Origin of the sequence: Pseudomonas sp. 10C3 (genome assembly GCF_036346185.1) — a bacterium.
Taxonomy (GTDB): domain Bacteria; phylum Pseudomonadota; class Gammaproteobacteria; order Pseudomonadales; family Pseudomonadaceae; genus Aquipseudomonas.
On sequence record NZ_JASJVE010000019.1, the window covers coordinates 65,882 to 82,048 of the forward strand.

The window sequence follows — 16,167 nt, forward strand, 5'->3', positions numbered from 1 at the left end:
CGTCAGGCGACGTTGAGCGGGATTTTCAGATAGCGTGTGCCGTTTGCTTCGGGCTCAGGAAAATGTCCAGCCCGCATGTTTACCTGAACCGATGGCAGGATTAGCGTCGGCATTTCCATTGATGCATCACGCTTGGTGCGCATCGCTACAAACTCCTCCTCACTGATACCCTTACGGACATGAACGTTGTGCGCGCGCTGGTCAGCAACGGTGCTGATGAATTGCACTTCACGACCACCAGGTTGATAGTCGTGACACATGTACAGCAAAGTATTGGCCGGCAGACTCAGCACTTTGTTAATTGACTGGAACAGCGTGCGAGCATCACCACCGGGGAAGTCACAACGTGCGGTACCGTAGTCGGGCATGAACAGGGTATCGCCGACGAAAGCTGCCGTTTCCTCACCATCGCTAACCACATAGGTCATGCAAGCTGGCGTGTGGCCCGGGGTATGCAGCGTTCGGCATTGCAACGTGCCAATGGCGAACGACTCATCATTCGTGAACAGGTGATCGAACTGACTACCGTCACGGGCCATGTCGCTACCTGCATTGAACAAAGCGCCGAAGACCTCCTGCACGGTCGCTATCTGGCTACCGATGCCTATTTTCCCGCCGAGACTTTCCTTCAGGTACGGCGCTGCCGTCAGATGATCCGCATGGACATGGGTTTCAAGTATCCAGTCGACCTTCGCGTTGAGTTCGGCCACTCTCGCAATTAACTTGTCGGCAGACGTCGTGGCGGTGTGGCCTGATTTCGGATCGTAATCAAGTACGCTGTCTACCAAGGCGCAGTGGCGGGTGGCTAGATCTAGCACAAGATAGCTGACGGTACTGGTAGCAGGATCGAAGAAACCTTCAACGTGAAGTTTTGCGGTCATGGTCTGTCTCCTTAGGGGGACTCTTACCGAGTCGCTTGCACCAAGGGTTGGTACAGGCAATAAAGATACCAACTAAAATCTCTGCTTAAAATAAATTTATCTAATTGATTTTGTTAGGTTATTTATTTTTTTGATGGGCTGGTTTCGTATTCAAAAGCAAGAAGGCACTGCCATTGGCAGTGTTTGTTGGCAGAGGTGGCAGTGCCACAGCAGTTGCCCGATCTCACTGGCTCGCTGCTTCGGCAGTCCGTCGCGAACGAGCTCATGGAGTTTGGTACAGCGTGCCGGTAATCCCACGTTTGTCCGAACATTTCCAAGGATGGGCGACCCAGAGTCGTCGTCTTATATGACCTTCATTGGAATGCGTACTCGCTCGCGTCGCCCACCTTCAGTTGGGCTCTGGCCTGCAAAAGCCCAAGGATAAAGTCATATGACAGCTCAGGGTTTTGCTCTGCAATACGGCCTAGGGTGGCCCAGTGCTCAATTTGCTTGGGGGTTGAACGATGTGCGGCTGAAGCATAAAAACGAGCAATTTCAATCAAGGCACTGTCGAGCTTGATGCTAGTACTGGGCATAGTCGGCTCCATTCAAACGTCTTGAGAAAGTCACAGTGGCTGGTAGTCGCAGCGCTTACTTGGCAAGTCTTGAAATATCGGGGCGCAAGCTAATCCTGCATGTCAAATCGATCGCCGGTGGGTTTGACGCGTGGGTTAGTGTAGGAAAGCCGATCGTAGACCCGCCTTTACCAACCTTCGAGTAACGCCTTAGGTTTTATGGACGATCCAAGAAGACTCTGGGTCAGAGGATGCAATGGCACGTCTGGCTTGAAGGTGGATCGTCCATTGAAGGGAGAAGGGCGCAATGCCTTCAGCGGGCAGGCGCGCTGACAAAACGCTGTATTTATCGCTGCGTTGCCAAGCATTGGCCTGTCGAACTGGCGGAGTAACAGGATCTTTCCAGTATCAACGGTAGACGCTAAAAAGCGGCGGAGGTGAGTGATGTCATGCTCGAATATAGAACCAACCTTCTGATTGCATTTTGACAAGCTCAGAAACGGCACCTTGTGCCAACACTCTTAGTGGCGCCGACACGTCGCGATCAAGACTTCTTAGCGTGTTTGGACATATCCAGGTTATCGCGTCCATTTCACCATTTGGATCATCAAGGGCCGCTGCAACAGCCTTTGAATTGACTATGATTCTGACGGTTGCCTGAGGAGCATCTTTCAATAGGTTCACTGCATTGTTGCGGGCACGTGCCAAAGCATCGGGAGTCGGAGCATGCAGCACAACATGAAGGTTATCGATTTCGCTGAGATCCATTATTCAAGGCCTTCAAGGTCGATTAACGTGGTAGATAACGCCTATTTTCATAGGCGTAAACGGCATAGGGCGAGTACTGCATGACATTTGTTCAATAGAAAACGGTATGACGCCATGCGTCCAAAACAGGGGTGAACATCGGCATCTAAATAGCGATCAGGTTGGAAACTACTTTGTTCCCTGACCCATCAAGACGCCATCTACTTTCTAGCCGTAGAGATTAACCCCGTCATTGGCGTGAAGCTCCACCCTCGTTTGCTCTGGCTGGCTTGGCCTTCACCGAGCGCAAGGAAAACGTTGTTCTGCTGGGCCCTTCTGGTGTTTATTTGATGTGAAGGACGACTCAGGAGAGGTAAAGGGCTGAGTCAGAACGAGTGACTCTGAGTCGGAATACACTCCACTGACACAGGTTTCCCTGCACAACTTTGAGGCTGAGCTTTGCTCATATGATGGCAAGATAGGCCATGAGCAAGACTCCCAGGACTGCGGTGAGCACATTCACTACAGGGCCAGAGTTGATGCTGTATCCCTCTGGGATTTCAACTGGTTTCAGAGCTTTAACCACGCGTTTGTACTGCCAAGATGACCAGCATGCAACCCATGAGCCCAGCATCAGAAAAGCCAGTCCTATCCAGAAGGAAAAATGTTTTTCTGGGCTGCCCGACGCCCCTGGTTTTAGCATCTGTAACAGTAACCCGGATCGTTCAATCACAAAGCCAAATGCCATAAGCGAAAGACTGGTTCGGTTCCATGCTAGCAAGGTTCTCTCAGCGGCAAAGAACACTCGTGGATCGTTCAGGTCGGACATTAAATACTCCTTGGCCCAACAATGCGTGAAATTAATCTGGTCAGATGGCGCATAAATTGGACAGTGTTTCAGTCATTCGCTTCCATGGCTATCTTCTGGTTAACACAGGCGGCGGCTTTCTAGTGCAGAGAACAAATACTTACCGGCCAACATATCCTCGCTCAATTGCTGCTCCATGAAGCCAACTGCCAGTGCTATTACCCTCTGAGTTTCACCACTGCGGCCAGTGGCCGCGAGTGGCGCACTCCACCGCTGTGTGGAGGCCTGACCGAAACGGTCAGCGGGCATACCCGCTTCCTCCACGACGGTCGTGCGCGCAGTATTTTGGTGGCCATTCTCCGGCACGGTGGCGAGGCTGAAGGTGCGCGTAAGGCTGTTAAGGGTAGCGCGCTGTGCAGTCCTTTATCAATTCCTGGTAGCGCAGAAACAGTCCAGCGGTTGTCTAAGGCTATTTGCTCAATTTCGTTTTCGTCCGAGCCCAAAGATCGAACCGAGTAAGCGACCTCCGGTGAGTTGGTGAGCGAGCGCGAAGACTGTATGGCCACACCAGTATATCCACAGCATCTCGCCGAAAGATTTATGCTGCAATGTATAGCGGGTGAAAGCCATTGGGTCTGAGGGAGGGCCTACGTGGCCTGGAGGGATCATGGCAAACATGATCATACCAGTGCAGGCACAACCCGCTCAGTGCCAGTAGGCCGAGACCATGGACAAACCCCGAGAGACCAATGCCTCGTCCTGTACGCGGTAACCGTCCGCGAAACAGCGCGAAGCTTTCGCGCAGTACCTCGCGTCGCGCGTCTCTCCCCCAAGGGAAGAGCATCTTCAGATCATAGATCGCATAGCTGTACAGCCAGAACAGCAGCAGGACGATTGCTGCCACGGCTCCAACAATGCGGTGATATGGGACAGGAACTGGGTGCCGGGGTTGGACATGTACATGCTGCTGAGCTGCTGGAAGGTCGCCGTGAGGGCGATTGCCCAGTGCAGCAGGCGCAGTTTTATGTCCCAGCCTTTCCTTATCAATGGAGTGCTCCCATTATGTCTGCGGGCGACGTGGTATCGACGGAATGGGCGACGGACTTTCCCGCAGGTTAGTCCGTCGTCTCAAGGCCTAGTCGCTCAGTCGAGCTGTTCCGATTCGGAATCCCTGATTATGAGGCGTGCTCTGCACGCTTGTATCGGGTGCCTCAACTTCATCTTGCCCCGCTCCCAGCGGAATAGACTGCCCGTCCGCATCAAGCTTGTCGATATAGCCGCAGGCGACACATTCGCGATGCGGAACACCGTCTTCGTACCACATCTGAATCTTGTCTATTTCATTGCATGCCGGGCATGTTGCCCCGCAAATGAATTGTTTCCTTGGTTCGCTCATAGATATGTTCACCGGGGAAGAAGAAAGATCTGCGGGTACTGCTAGCCAGTTGTAATGGCAGAAGTGCCGCAGGGTCGTGAAATCGCTGAGTGTTCTGTACGTTTCATACAGGAAGTCGGTCGTTTGTAAAAAGGCCTGAGCTAAGACTTTTCGATGTGGTGGTACGCTCCGCCTAGTCAGCCGGAAAGAAATCAAAGAACTTTTCCCGGATCGTTCTGGTGCTGGCTACAGGCATGTTGCGTACCATCTTGACGCTAGGCCCAACGCGCGTAATGTCGCCGGAGTGATCAGCCAGTTGTTTCAGCACCTGATAGCGCCCGAGTTGCTGGCAGAGCACGACCTCATGAGTGTTTTCCATGATTGCTCTTTGAGCATTGCGGCTCCGCTTGACCTGCAAAAATACCTACGACGGTTGCTCTGTATTTAATGTCTACAAGCAGCAGTAACTCTTCAACTATGCCTTTGCCACAATATCATTTAATCCTGCCCTATCAAGTTTTGCGGCGCCCAGCGGCCTGCGACGTTCTGGCGCAGGCGAATCCACGGATGAACGTTGCAAGGGTACTGAAATTATAGTGCGGCGGACTGTCGCAGCTGCATCGAGTTTGCCTCATGGATCAACAATGTTCAGATAAGCAAGCGGGACGATTTACCCTTTTATAAAGCGTGCGCAAGAAGCAGAAAATCCCTAATCTATCTAGGCTTTGTGGTTTTCACCGTAGTGTGAAGCAATAGGGACGCAGGTACGCCTTTAAGCCACACCTGCGCTGCCCCCGCAACTGTGAACGGTTAGCTCTCCCGTATATACAACTGGTCTGTCAGTGACTGGGAAGACGCGGGAACGCATTGATCTGTAAGCCAGGAGACCTGCCACGAATGTTGCCGAAATCTGGCATTTCCTTAGTTCGCATCCCTCTGAGGGAGAAAGATGCATATCGAACCCGGCGTGCTCAATTCCGCCAAAGTGCTTTACGCCAACGTCACCGCTACCTTGGCAGCCTTTTCACCCACGCTGATCACTCGCCCGGACAACGTAATAAAAACCTTGCTGGCGGCTGCTTTCTTTTCGGTATTTATGGAGGTCTTCCATTTGCCAGTGGGGGCGTCTGAATTGCATTTTGTTGGCGCATCGACGGTCTACTTTGTCTTCGGCTTTATCCCTACGCTGTTTGGCTTTGCAATGGGTCTCCTGCTTCAGGGGCCGTTTTCCGAACCTCATGATTTAGTGCATCTAGGCGTTAACTCGCTGTCGTTGATGCTGCCTTTGATCGCGGCGCGTGGTTTGCTGGGTCGCCGTTTTTTCTCAAAAGGCGAACGCAGCATTCGTTGGGCTGAAGTCGTCACGTTCGACGCAGTGTATTACACCGGTGTAGTGGCCATGGTCGGTTTCTGGCTGTCCTTGGGTGAAGGGCCGACGCCGTTGAACAACTGGGCGTTGTTCTCGGTTTCGTATTTACCTTTGGTTCTATGTGAACCTCTGTTCACCTGCTTGATCGTACGTACGCTGAAGCGTTATACCGACAACCTTCTGGTGGGTCGTTTCACTTGCGTGAAAACACGCAACCTCGCCTGATCGTCAAAACAGACGATATGAGGATCAAGAAAGATATTTTGGCGGTGATGGGATCCTCCCCATCACCGCATTTATTGAGCGCTCTAATTCAATGGCAACCGCTACGATGAGCAAGGCTTGCCACCAGAATATCTGGGTCGCTGCGTTTCTGGCGATAATCCTGAAAGTGCTGGCGCTGCCGATGACCAGCGCGCTCGGCACGGTCAATTTGGAGCAATTGCTGTTAGGCAGTTTTTGTTCGTCTGGCGGTGTGCAGCAAGTTTCTCTTTTACTCAAAAAGAATCAGCCTTCAAGTACTTCGAAAGTCGACCAATCGCACTGTTGCTGTTCCCAATCTGTTGGTGCAGTCCCCATCCCACCGGCCAGCTTCGTACTACCGGCCTTCCTGCTTCAAGTCGACTCACTTCTATCCCAAGTCATTTTCTCGAACTCACCTCGCTGGCGTTGGCCTTCTCTGAACCCTCGTGCCTCCCCCGTAATCAAGCCTGACCGATTGTTTGTATCGCTTTCAGAGCGCCCGAAGCTATCACCCTCAGCTTTCAGGCTTCTCTGATCTGTGTTTTTACGGTTACTTGTGACACAAAAGGAGCATGAGATGTCTCGCGCAATCTGTTACCCGCTTCCGTCTGGACACACCAGATTGGTTAGCAAGACTGCTCGAATGGGCCGTCGCGACGATTTTCTTCTCCCATTCCCCGACTACCCCTGCAATGCGCGAAGCTTCGTTCATTTGGACGCTAGACTTCTTCCGTACTGGCACACTCTGTTTGATGTTTGTCCCGGATTGCTAAAGCTTGATCCGCCTGATGGCTTGAACCTTTTTCGAAGTTTCATGACGTGGGCCTACCGCCATAATCCAGCACTCAACTGGACGTACTACCTGAGTGTGTGTCGCTGGCTATTCAGCTCGAAATACCAGGCAAAGGCCAATGAGGAACACATTGAGTCCTTCATGGTAGCTGCGGCAGCGCGCTGGATAAATACGGACGATAGCCAAGCACGAGGGCTCGTACTGGCTTGGCAAGGTGCTCCCTTACTTGTTTTTGAATGGAAAGAGCGGCTGCGTGCCTCAGCAGCTCTGGTCACTGAGCATGAGGAACTCCCGCCGACGCCTTGGGACTTTGCCTGGAGTCCGCTTACCGGTAAGGGGGGGACGGGCTTTCGTCGATGGCTACCGATACCCTTATGAACTAGGGATTTTAAAATTATGACCAGAGGTAAATACTCCGGTGTCGCTCCTGGTTCATAAACACGTATCGAGAGGAGGGTGGATGCTGCGACAAAACACCACACATAAGCACAAATTGATGATCAAAGGATGGGCTTGATGCTCAGCAGGTTTTTATGCGTCAGATTGTCGCAGTTGATGCGATACCGCTGTCCTCATAAAGTGTGCAGGCTTTGAGCGGAGGCAGACTCTTCCAAGGTAAGCTCAAGGCGGCGTCCTTAGACCAGATGATAGTTTTGGTTGTATAGCCCTCTTCCCCGGAGGGCTTTTTTTCGTGCGCCAGGCATGGCGCGTTGCGCGTATCCGACAGGCATAAGCAGGAAGGTCGTGCGAATTCCCAAGGGATATCTGCACGTTTGCCAGTGTGCTACCGAGCGTCGCGAGGTGACGGGATGAGCGTGAAGAAGTCAACCGAGGCTGTAGTAAGTCACGAATAACCTCGTCATGCGTCTTTCTGCTGACAGGGATAGCGTGGCCTGATTCGCGATCTCGGCGGCGATGCCGCCTTCGATCGGGTGGTCTCATTCCTTGCCCAGCTGCTATCACCGTTCTACTGCTCTGTCTTCAGGTCAAAGAAGTGGTGTGCTTGTCCTGTGCTTCAGCATTGGCCTGGCGCCAATGGTAACCGTCGGTGCGGCGGCAGCCATTGGCGCCAAGCAGTCCTCCAACCGCTGGCCTTGGATGGGCACCGTTGCTTGTCGCGCACCTTATCTGTCCAGCGCGCTGATCATCGGAGTCGGTCTCTACGTAGGTATCCATGGCTGGATAGGCCTGAACAACATAAGGCGACTCTTAAGTGTTTGAACTCACCAGCTATGTTGGTCTGTTCCTGGCGGCATTAGGTGCCGCCGCGTTGCTGCCAATGCAGTCTGAATCGGTATTGGACGGGATGTTAGTTCAGGCCAATACGTTGCCTCGACGATACTGGTGGCCGCGATCCTCAATGCACAGGTGTTAATCCACTTAGCTTGATGGCTGTCCTAGCTGCCTTTGAACTCAAGTATCTCAACAGCGTCGTAGCTTCCTCTTGTTGTACATTTCCAGTTGAGATAGCAGCTGAATACATTGTCATTTTTTGCACCTGATCTGGAATCAGTCCAATCACATCGATGCCTTCCACATGTATGAGTTCACTTAATTGTTGGAAGCCTATTTCCGCTTCGCCACGGGCGACTGCTTCTCCGACGGGCTCGGCGGAAATCGTTCGGGTCTTGATCCTCAACCTTTCTGAGATGTGCATTTGAGGAAAGAGAATACGTGACAGATATGTTCCGCTGGACGTATCCGATAGAGCCAGGGACTTTGCGTTGAGTAACGTTTTTTTGAATTTCTTCATGTTGCTTATATCGGGTTTTTTAGCACCTTTGCGGACGGCCATGGCAATGAATGACTTACCAAGATCGATTCGACTCGTTTTTTGCAAATGACCTTGATCTATCAGTTTTCGCAGCTCCCAATCCTCCATGATTACGACATCCTCATTTTCACCGCGCGCCAGCCGATTGGTGATTGCCATTGGGGTATTGCCGGTAGGTGGGGACTCTTTGATGATCAGGCTGAATCCCGTCGCTTTTTCATAAATGGGGGCTATGGATTGAATCGCCGCGATGAAGCCTCTGGTCGTAAATATGGTAAGCGTTTTGGTGGGAGTGGCATCCTGTGCCTCAATACCATCTGCAAATAAAAACAAGCAAGCCAATGCGAGCCTCGATAAGGTCTTCGTCATGACGAGGCATCCTGAATTCGGCGTAGAAGTGGGGTTTAGCAGCGGAGGCGCGAAAAAATAGCTGCGTTTTCCATAACGACAAAATTAAAGCGAATTAAGAAAAATTTAGTTTACCGTCCGATGCGCGCTACCTAGGCTGCATCAATCTTGAAAATATACGACACTTGGAGCTTGCCTGAGTTTTAGGCTTGTAATCGTTGTACGGAGTAAAAATGAATCGCGCGCTAGTGATAGAGGATGATGAGGTCACAGCCAAGGCCATTGTTAACGCGCTAACCTCCCATGGGTTTGATGCCCGATGGGCAGCTAACGGTCGCGATGGATTGTCAGCGGCCATTTCTGGCGGCCATGATGTGATAACGCTTGACCGGATGCTGCCTGATTTCGATGGTTTGACGATAATTAGTACGTTGCGAAGCCTCGGTATTCAGACGCCTGTCTTGATGATCAGCGCATTGTCTGATGTAGATGAACGAGTCAAAGGGCTTCGTTCGGGAGGCGATGACTATCTGACCAAACCTTTCTCTACGGTCGAAATGATTGCCCGCTTGGAAGTGCTGCTGAGGCGTCCTACTGCTGGCGTGAGTGAACGTCGCTTAAGCTTCGGGAACCTCCACATGGATCTCATTGATCAATCACTCAGTCGCGCTGACGTGCAGATACCGCTTCTCCCGACCGAATTCAAATTGCTCACTTATTTCATGCGCAACGCGGGTCAGTTGGTCACAAGAACCATGCTCTTTCAGGCAGTTTGGGGATATCACTTCGATCCAGGTACGAACATTATTGATGTCCATATCGGTCGGCTTCGAAAAAAAATCGAGGGTGGCGGCTCACCTGTCATTCACACAATACGCGGTTCTGGCTATGTTCTTACCACCCAAGAATGAGCGCTGGCGTTCTTCCAATAGCCGCCTTATTGGGATCTATGCCGTGTTTTTTATCGCCTGGGGAGCCGTTTTTACGGGTGTGCTTTATTGGAAAATCTCTACCTATCTCGGGGCTGTTGCTGAGCGGACATTGATGCAACGGGCCCACTATTACCAAAAGATTGATGATGCAAGCCTAGAAGGTGAACTCGCTGCCAGCGAGGTGTATTCGACTTCAGGGATCGACGCATACGGCTTGTTTGAAGCCGACGGCACCCATATCGCCGGTGACCTGCTCCGCTTGCGAGCAAGTCTGCCAGATGACGGCCAGGTACATTATCTGGAGCGAGGCTTGAGCATCGCCTTACCAAGAGAGCAAACCCGAAGTAGCCATGCATTGATGCAGCATCGCGGCGATGGTCGAATTTTGATCCTGTCGCGTGATGGGGGGTCTATTTCCGCAGTCGGCGGCATCATTGCGCAGGCATTATTTTGGGGGTTTTCCCTTACCCTTATCCCTGGGCTGATAGGTTGGTGGCTCTTGAGGCGAAGGCCCTTACGCAGAGTACAACGACTTCAAAGCTGCACTGAGAGTATCGTCTCGGGCAACCTCGGTGAACGCCTGCCGCTATCTTCACGCCTCGATGAACTCGATATGCTGGCCAATGCCGTCAATGTGATGCTTGAGCATATCGAACAGCTTATGCACGAGGTTAAGGGGGCGTGTGATGGCATCGCGCATGATCTACGCACTCCCTTGACACGCCTGCGTACTCACCTTTACCAGTTGCAGCAGTTGCCCCTTGATAGCTCTCATGCAGCGACCCTGGACATGGCGTTGGAAGAGAGTGAATCCATCATGTTGCGTTTTCAGGGGTTGCTGCGAATATCTGAACTTGAAGATACAAGGAGAAGGTCAGGTTTCGAATCGTTTCAACCAGCATCGCTACTGACACAGGCGCACGAGTTTTTCGAGCCCTTGGCGCAGGAGCAGGGGCTGACACTGCTCCTGGAGTTGTCTGACGATATTCCAGCGTTATCTGGTGATGTTTCTCTTCTGTTCGAGGCGCTGGTTAACCTTTTGGATAACGCTATCAAATTTACGCCCAAGGGAGGGGTTATTCACTTGACTGGCGCTCTGACGGACAGTTCTATCAATATTGAGGTCTCGGACAATGGCCCTGGTATACCGGAAGCTGAGCGTGAAAATGTGATCCGCAGGCTGTATCGCGGGGACTCTACTCGTCAGAAACCTGGCCATGGATTGGGGCTTTCTCTGGTTTCGGCGATTGTTAGGTTGCATGGGTTCGTACTACGCATCCAGGAATCGCCGCGCGGTGGCGGAGCCACAGTCTCGATTATCTGTCCATTGCCCGAGATGATCGTCGCCAACGTCTAATTAAATTTATTTTAATCTGGGTTAATTTGAGCCTTCCCAAATCCTCATCTAGTTTGGCGCGTCTTTCTGCTAATCCGAGGCTGGCGCTTGTGAAACACCCTAAATTGCGGCTTACACTCATTCTTGTGTGTTATTTTTTGACACCAGCTTGGGCGGCTCCAATATCCACCCCAAGTCCTGTTTCACCGACTGCCCGAGCGATGATCCCAGCACCACCGCAATTGGGCGCGAAATCCTGGGTGCTGATGGATGCAACCACAGGCACGATTATAGGTAGTCAAAACGCTGATATGCGTTTACCTCCGGCCAGCTTGACCAAGTTGATGACGGTGTATGTCGCTACCAATGAAATTCAGGCTGGACGTCTTAAGGCCGACGATACGGTTACTGTCAGTGAAAATGCATGGAAAACCGGTGGTTCTAGGATGTTTCTGGATCCGGGCGCAGTTGTTCCAGTGCATGACCTACTGCGTGGTGTGGTGATCGATTCTGGCAATGACGCCAGTGTGGCGCTGTCTGAGCATATAGCGGGTAGCGAAGATGCATTTGCCGGGTTGATGAACGCCACAGCAAATAAACTTGGGTTGACTGACACTCACTTCATGAACCCTACAGGCTTGCCGGCACCTGGGCACTATTCTTCGGCTCATGATATGGCCCGGCTTGCGCGGGCGATTATCAATGATGAATCAGCTTACTACTCGTTGTACGCGCACAAATATTTCACCTGGAACAGCATTCGCCAACCCAATCGCAATCTTCTCCTCTGGAGCGACCCAAGTGTTGACGGGCTCAAAACGGGCCATACTGAGGAGGCAGGATATTGCATGGTGACCTCTGCTCTTCGTGATGGGCGGCGTCTTATTAGTGCGGTTTTTGGCTCGACCACGTTGAACAATCGTGCAGAAGATACTCAAAAAATACTGAACTACGGCTTCCGCTTTTTTGAGACGAAGACCTATCAGCAAGGCGGGCAAGTTTTAGCTCAACCACGACTGTGGAAAGGCGAGAAAAACATAATTTCTGTTGGGTTGCTCGATGATGTGACATTGACTCTACCCAAGAATAGTAATCGCAAGGTGGAAAGCCGTCTGCACATTAATAACGCTCTAGAGGCACCTATTGCTGTCGGCGACGTAGTCGGAAGTTTCGAACTGTATGACGGTAAAAATAAACTCACGACCCAGTCACTCATCGCACTAGAAGCGGGAGAGGCTGGTGGTTGGTGGACGCGTGCCTGGGATGCATTCCATCTTTTTTTTGCAGGACTATTTGATTTGAAGGATGACTCCGGAGATGTCAAGGCCTGAATCTGAACGGGTGATTTCGAGTCGCAATACACCTCACTGACAACCTCTGCAGTATGTGGGTTGGCAGCAGCCTTAATCTTGATGTGCCGCACTAACGGTGTGGCCGGTATTTCTTTAGAAAACCTGTTCGACCCGGTTCCGCTGGGCGTAGCGCTGGGCCTGTTGGTGGGCAAACAGGTTGGCATTTTCCTATTGTCTGCTCTGGCCATTCGTATGGGCTTGGCCAGGCTGCCGGAAGGGAGTTCCTGGGTGCAACGCTATGGTCTAGCACTGTTGTGCGGCATTGGTTTCACCATGAGTCTATTTATCGGCAACTTGGCGTTCGCCGGATCAGCTCATTTGATTGATGAAGTCAAAGTCGGGGTATTGATCGGTTCGATCCTGGCTGCGACTGGTGGCGTCGTTGTCCTACGCCGCAGCAGCGTACTAGCAGGCGCCGCCGTAGCTAGACAATCCCGCGTGAGCTGATCACAGTATTTTTCAGTGCAAAGAAATTCTGTGGTTTAGAGACCTCTCTCAGCGAAGCAGCAATAGAGGCATCGTGACTGTTCGAAGCATCGTTGTAGTCGTGCTGCCTACGAAGAACTCACGTATGCGTGAGTGCCCGTAGGCTCCCATGACCAGCAAGTCGATACGGTGTTCTGTCTGATAGGCATGGAGCATTGGCTCAACCTCTCCTTGCCTGATTTCTGCGTGAACATCAAAGCCTGCGGCCACCAAAATAGCCTTCGCCTTTTGGAGATGTGCGAGGCTGTCATTTGACTCCGCCCCTGCCATGACCAAATGAATTGGCAGGTTTTGGCACAGAGAACTCTCGGCAAGTATCTGTACGGTTTTATACCCCGTAGCGCTGCCGTCGAATGCGAGCAGCACTCGTTCTGGTTCTTTAAACGTGCTCGCGGCTATCAGAATCGGCCGATGAATCGTCCTGACAGTGGTTTCCAAGTGACTACCTACCTGGTGTCCAGCCTTTGAGCTACTTTCGCCTACGCGGCCGATTACCAAGAGGCGGGTATCATCTTGAAGATCGACTAAGCTATCTACAAAATGACCATGACGTTGCTTTATCTCAAGATGATCAGCCCCAAAACTAATGGCGCGTTTCCTGGCCGTTTCCAACAGGTACTGGCCTTGCTCCAGTGCCAGCTTGGCGCGTTTCGCATCGAAGTCGGTAAGTTCTGCCAATAGGTGTTCGCGGCTCCCCAAACCAATGTTTCCGCTCAAGTCCCCCGTTACAGGGTATTTACCTTGATCAAGCACATGAAGCAGTGTGAGTGGTGCCTTCATCTGCTTAGAGGCCCAGGTCGCGTAATCGCAGACAGACAGGGATGATAGTGAGCCATCGATACAGGCCATTACTTGGGTCATTGCTGTTCTCCTTTTAGTGGCTCATGAGCTTGTCGACTGCATCAGGCTTGTCGTGTACGCCAAAGCGATCCACGATGGTTGCGCTGGCTTCGTTCAAACCTAGCACCACAACCTCTGCACCCTCTCGACGGAACTTGATCACCACCTTATCCAGCGCAGCCACTGAGGTGATGTCCCAAAGGTGAGCTTGCGTAAGGTCGATGGTGACCTTCTGAAGCGCTTCCTTGAAGTCGAAAATCGAGTTGAATTTGTCAGCTGAGGTGAAAAAAATCTGCCCAGTTACCGTGTAGATCCGATGTGAGGTTTTAGCATCGAGTGTTGATTGGATGGCTAGGTAATGGCTGACTTTGTTTGCGAAAAATAGTGAAGCGAGAAGCACGCCGACCAGCACCCCATAGGCGAGGTTATGGGTGGCGACCACTACAACTACCGTCGCGACCATCACGATATTGGTCGAAAGCGGATGCTCTTTGAGATTGCGCAACGAGTCCCAGCTGAATGTACCGATGGACACCATGATCATCACGGCTACAAGGGCAGCCATTGGGATTCTAGAAAGCCAGTCACCCAGGAACACAACCATGAGCAGCAGGAATATGCCTGCACACAGTGTGGAAAGTCGGGTGCGGCCCCCAGATTTTACGTTGATGATCGATTGGCCGATCATGGCGCAGCCGGCCATACCGCCCAGTAACCCGGCAGTGATGTTAGCGATACCCTGACCTTTGCATTCGCGGTTCTTATCGCAGGTGGTGTCGGTCAGGTCATCAACGATGGTCGCAGTCATCATCGACTCCAGCAGACCTACAACGGCGAGTGCGGCGGAGTAAGGAAAGATGATCCGTAGGGTTTCAAAATTGAGCGGAACCTCTGGCCAGAGGAATATAGGTAGCGTGTCCGGTAACTGGCCCATGTCCCCGACGGTATGAATGTCGAGCCCGAGATAGAGGGTCACTGCGGTAAGCACCAGGATGCAGACCAAAGGGGAAGGAAGGAGCTTCCCGATCTTCGGCACGTATGGAAACAGATAAATGATTCCAAGACCCGCTGCTGTCATGACGTAAACATGCCAAGTGACATTTGTAAGCTCAGGCAGCTGGGCCATGAAAATCAAAATGGCTAACGCGTTTACGAATCCAGTTACAACTGATCGGGAGACGAAGCGCATGAGCGAGCCCAGCTTGAGAAACCCAGCCAGAATCTGAAGAACACCGCACAGCAGTGTGGCGGCTAGTAAATATTGCAGACCATGATCTTTGACCAGAGTAACCATAAGCAGTGCCATGGCGCCCGTGGCGGCGGAAATCATCCCAGGGCGTCCTCCCACGAACGCCACTACCGCGCAAATACAGAACGAAGCGTAGAGGCCTACTTTAGGGTCGACACCGGCGATGATGGAAAACGCAATGGCCTCGGGAATCAAGGCAAGCGCCACGACAATCCCTGCCAGCACGTCTCCACGGATGTTGGAGAACCAAGTATTTTTGATCGATTGAAGCATAAGAATATCCAAAGCAATGCACCGCACGGCACGCCGGGCAAGCGGCGAGCAGGTCGACACGAGTTCAAATTGTAAGGGCGGATTCGCTGCGTGCGTCAGGTGTTAGAACCGTGCATACAGCAGAGCGCGGCCGCACGTAAAACGGGCAGCAGCAGGTGCGGCGAGGGGGCGTTGCGCTAAGGCGGCGTAGGCTGCCAGAAAATCGTTTGGAGTACAGTCATGCTGATGTTCCTGTGCTCGAGAAGGTATGTCACTCGCGAATCGTACAGCATTCAGCATCACGATTGCGACCCAAGTCGGCATTAGTGATGCTTTCACAGATACCGTTACCAGCCTTTCGACAAGAGCCCGCGTCATCTCGCTAGCTGCGCAAGGATCTATGTGAGAAGAAATCTACGATTGACTGGTTTCTCTCGGCCTACGGTCTCCGAATGGCGCCATCGTTTTCAGTCGCTCAGATTGGAAGGCCTGCTCGACAAGCCCGGCCGTGGACGTAAATTGCCTCTGCCTGCCAACACAATCCGTCGCGTGCTTGATCAGGTTGCTCAACCTCGTATCGGTGAGCTCCGCTGGAGCTGGCGAAGCATGGCCCGTGCCGCTGGCATATCAGCGCCCTCCGTGCATAAGCGGTGGGCGGCCAATGACTTGAAGCATGCAAAAGTCCAAACTTCTGATACGAGTGATCCTAAGACTATTTGAAAGAACCATTTTATTCCTGAGCGCAACGCCTATGCAGCTTATCTATTGTTGGTCAGAAATGTGAGCCGACATCATCTGGGATGACACAAACCCTATCCATGAGATCGA

Annotated in this window: 15 protein-coding genes, 6 pseudogenes and 1 riboswitch; of the genes and pseudogenes, 11 read left to right on the plus strand and 10 right to left on the minus strand. The window is 52.1% G+C overall.

Annotated features, from left to right (window positions below):
- Window positions 1-2 precede the first annotated feature (2 nt).
- The 4 genes from QN399_RS19070 to QN399_RS19085 form a co-directional block, all read right to left on the minus strand.
- The gene (locus QN399_RS19070; RefSeq protein ID WP_322178482.1) at window positions 3-881 is read right to left on the minus strand and encodes an MBL fold metallo-hydrolase; all 879 of its coding nucleotides are present in this window, start codon (window positions 879-881) and stop codon (window positions 3-5) included.
- A 353-nt stretch (window positions 882-1,234) separates the two neighbouring features.
- On the minus strand, window positions 1,235-1,468 hold the full coding sequence (locus tag QN399_RS19075) for a hypothetical protein (RefSeq protein WP_330201425.1): 234 nt from the start codon (window positions 1,466-1,468) through the stop codon (window positions 1,235-1,237).
- Window positions 1,469-1,882: 414 nt separating this feature from the next.
- Window positions 1,883-2,203: a hypothetical protein gene (locus tag QN399_RS19080; protein ID WP_322178484.1), complete on the minus strand. Its 321-nt coding sequence runs from the start codon at window positions 2,201-2,203 to the stop codon at window positions 1,883-1,885.
- A 442-nt stretch (window positions 2,204-2,645) separates the two neighbouring features.
- Complete coding sequence (locus QN399_RS19085; protein WP_323566182.1) at window positions 2,646-3,011, minus strand: DUF202 domain-containing protein; 366 nt, start codon at window positions 3,009-3,011, stop codon at window positions 2,646-2,648.
- Between the two features lie 162 nt (window positions 3,012-3,173).
- On the opposite strand from QN399_RS19085, the pseudogene QN399_RS19090 reads away from it, so the two are divergent.
- Window positions 3,174-3,383, plus strand: a pseudogene (locus QN399_RS19090) (di-heme oxidoredictase family protein); the annotation flags it as partial.
- Window positions 3,384-4,227: 844 nt separating this feature from the next.
- Here QN399_RS19090 and QN399_RS19095 read toward each other — a convergent pair.
- Window positions 4,228-4,392, minus strand: a pseudogene (locus QN399_RS19095) (YheV family putative zinc ribbon protein); the annotation flags it as partial.
- 166 nt (window positions 4,393-4,558) lie between these two features.
- Entirely contained in the window at window positions 4,559-4,744 is a 186-nt protein-coding gene (locus QN399_RS19100) for a hypothetical protein (protein WP_322178486.1), read from the minus strand.
- A 332-nt stretch (window positions 4,745-5,076) separates the two neighbouring features.
- Window positions 5,077-5,276: riboswitch (cobalamin riboswitch) on the plus strand.
- A gap of 38 nt (window positions 5,277-5,314) precedes the next feature.
- Between QN399_RS19100 and QN399_RS19105 the strand changes: the two genes are divergently transcribed.
- Window positions 5,315-5,959 carry an energy-coupling factor ABC transporter permease gene (locus QN399_RS19105; protein ID WP_322178488.1) on the plus strand — a complete coding sequence of 215 codons (645 nt, stop codon included), beginning with the start codon at window positions 5,315-5,317 and terminating at the stop codon, window positions 5,957-5,959.
- A 24-nt stretch (window positions 5,960-5,983) separates the two neighbouring features.
- On the opposite strand, the gene QN399_RS19110 is transcribed toward QN399_RS19105, so the two are convergent.
- The gene (locus tag QN399_RS19110) at window positions 5,984-6,235 is read right to left on the minus strand and encodes a hypothetical protein (protein WP_322183152.1); all 252 of its coding nucleotides are present in this window, start codon (window positions 6,233-6,235) and stop codon (window positions 5,984-5,986) included.
- Here QN399_RS19110 and QN399_RS19115 point away from each other — a divergent pair.
- The 4 genes and pseudogenes from QN399_RS19115 to QN399_RS19130 all read left to right on the plus strand — a co-directional run.
- Window positions 6,141-6,512, plus strand: a complete 372-nt coding sequence (locus tag QN399_RS19115) for a DUF2946 family protein (protein ID WP_322183083.1) — start codon at window positions 6,141-6,143, stop codon at window positions 6,510-6,512. The two genes, QN399_RS19110 and QN399_RS19115, sit on opposite strands and share 95 nt — an antisense overlap.
- Before the next feature lie 108 nt (window positions 6,513-6,620).
- Complete coding sequence (locus QN399_RS19120) at window positions 6,621-7,148, plus strand: putative natural product biosynthesis protein (RefSeq protein WP_322178489.1); 528 nt, start codon at window positions 6,621-6,623, stop codon at window positions 7,146-7,148.
- 550 nt (window positions 7,149-7,698) lie between these two features.
- A pseudogene (locus QN399_RS19125) lies at window positions 7,699-7,991 on the plus strand (nickel/cobalt efflux protein RcnA); the annotation flags it as partial.
- A pseudogene (locus QN399_RS19130) lies at window positions 7,984-8,123 on the plus strand (DedA family protein); the annotation flags it as partial. The pseudogenes QN399_RS19125 and QN399_RS19130, both read left to right, overlap by 8 nt.
- A gap of 4 nt (window positions 8,124-8,127) precedes the next feature.
- Here the strand turns inward: QN399_RS19130 and QN399_RS19135 are convergent.
- Window positions 8,128-8,913 carry a substrate-binding domain-containing protein gene (locus QN399_RS19135; RefSeq protein ID WP_330201426.1) on the minus strand — a complete coding sequence of 262 codons (786 nt, stop codon included), beginning with the start codon at window positions 8,911-8,913 and terminating at the stop codon, window positions 8,128-8,130.
- 212 nt (window positions 8,914-9,125) lie between these two features.
- On the opposite strand from QN399_RS19135, the gene QN399_RS19140 reads away from it, so the two are divergent.
- The 4 genes and pseudogenes from QN399_RS19140 to QN399_RS19155 all read left to right on the plus strand — a co-directional run.
- A complete protein-coding gene (locus tag QN399_RS19140) occupies window positions 9,126-9,803 on the plus strand; it encodes a response regulator transcription factor (protein WP_322178491.1) in 678 nt (225 codons plus the stop codon).
- The gene (locus QN399_RS19145) at window positions 9,781-11,181 is read left to right on the plus strand and encodes a HAMP domain-containing sensor histidine kinase (protein ID WP_330201427.1); all 1,401 of its coding nucleotides are present in this window, start codon (window positions 9,781-9,783) and stop codon (window positions 11,179-11,181) included. Before QN399_RS19140 ends, QN399_RS19145 begins: the two co-directional genes overlap by 23 nt.
- Before the next feature lie 137 nt (window positions 11,182-11,318).
- On the plus strand, window positions 11,319-12,491 hold the full coding sequence (locus tag QN399_RS19150; protein WP_330201439.1) for a D-alanyl-D-alanine carboxypeptidase family protein: 1,173 nt from the start codon (window positions 11,319-11,321) through the stop codon (window positions 12,489-12,491).
- 99 nt (window positions 12,492-12,590) lie between these two features.
- Window positions 12,591-12,959 (plus strand): annotated as a pseudogene (locus QN399_RS19155) (Na+/H+ antiporter NhaA); the annotation flags it as partial.
- A gap of 48 nt (window positions 12,960-13,007) precedes the next feature.
- Here the strand turns inward: QN399_RS19155 and QN399_RS19160 are convergent.
- Window positions 13,008-13,859 carry a universal stress protein gene (locus tag QN399_RS19160; protein ID WP_322178493.1) on the minus strand — a complete coding sequence of 284 codons (852 nt, stop codon included), beginning with the start codon at window positions 13,857-13,859 and terminating at the stop codon, window positions 13,008-13,010.
- Window positions 13,860-13,872: 13 nt separating this feature from the next.
- Window positions 13,873-15,360 (minus strand): SulP family inorganic anion transporter, encoded by a 1,488-nt coding sequence (locus tag QN399_RS19165; RefSeq protein ID WP_322178494.1) that lies wholly within the window; start codon window positions 15,358-15,360, stop codon window positions 13,873-13,875.
- Between the two features lie 343 nt (window positions 15,361-15,703).
- Between QN399_RS19165 and QN399_RS19170 the strand changes: the two are divergent.
- Window positions 15,704-16,011, plus strand: a pseudogene (locus tag QN399_RS19170) (helix-turn-helix domain-containing protein); the annotation flags it as partial.
- Window positions 16,012-16,167 lie beyond the last annotated feature (156 nt).

Coding starts and splice junctions, on each gene's coding strand:
- QN399_RS19075 (WP_330201425.1), bottom strand. CDS start 1,468: ATGGAGCCGACTATGCCCAGTACTAGCATCAAGCTCGACAGTGCCTTG.
- QN399_RS19140 (WP_322178491.1), top strand. CDS start 9,126: ATGAATCGCGCGCTAGTGATAGAGGATGATGAGGTCACAGCCAAGGCC.
- QN399_RS19115 (WP_322183083.1), top strand. CDS start 6,141: ATGACCAGCGCGCTCGGCACGGTCAATTTGGAGCAATTGCTGTTAGGC.
- QN399_RS19145 (WP_330201427.1), top strand. CDS start 9,781: ATGTTCTTACCACCCAAGAATGAGCGCTGGCGTTCTTCCAATAGCCGC.
- QN399_RS19105 (WP_322178488.1), top strand. CDS start 5,315: ATGCATATCGAACCCGGCGTGCTCAATTCCGCCAAAGTGCTTTACGCC.
- QN399_RS19080 (WP_322178484.1), bottom strand. CDS start 2,203: ATGGATCTCAGCGAAATCGATAACCTTCATGTTGTGCTGCATGCTCCG.
- QN399_RS19135 (WP_330201426.1), bottom strand. CDS start 8,913: ATGACGAAGACCTTATCGAGGCTCGCATTGGCTTGCTTGTTTTTATTT.
- QN399_RS19165 (WP_322178494.1), bottom strand. CDS start 15,360: ATGCTTCAATCGATCAAAAATACTTGGTTCTCCAACATCCGTGGAGAC.
- QN399_RS19120 (WP_322178489.1), top strand. CDS start 6,621: ATGGGCCGTCGCGACGATTTTCTTCTCCCATTCCCCGACTACCCCTGC.
- QN399_RS19085 (WP_323566182.1), bottom strand. CDS start 3,011: ATGTCCGACCTGAACGATCCACGAGTGTTCTTTGCCGCTGAGAGAACC.
- QN399_RS19160 (WP_322178493.1), bottom strand. CDS start 13,859: ATGACCCAAGTAATGGCCTGTATCGATGGCTCACTATCATCCCTGTCT.
- QN399_RS19100 (WP_322178486.1), bottom strand. CDS start 4,744: ATGGAAAACACTCATGAGGTCGTGCTCTGCCAGCAACTCGGGCGCTAT.
- QN399_RS19070 (WP_322178482.1), bottom strand. CDS start 881: ATGACCGCAAAACTTCACGTTGAAGGTTTCTTCGATCCTGCTACCAGT.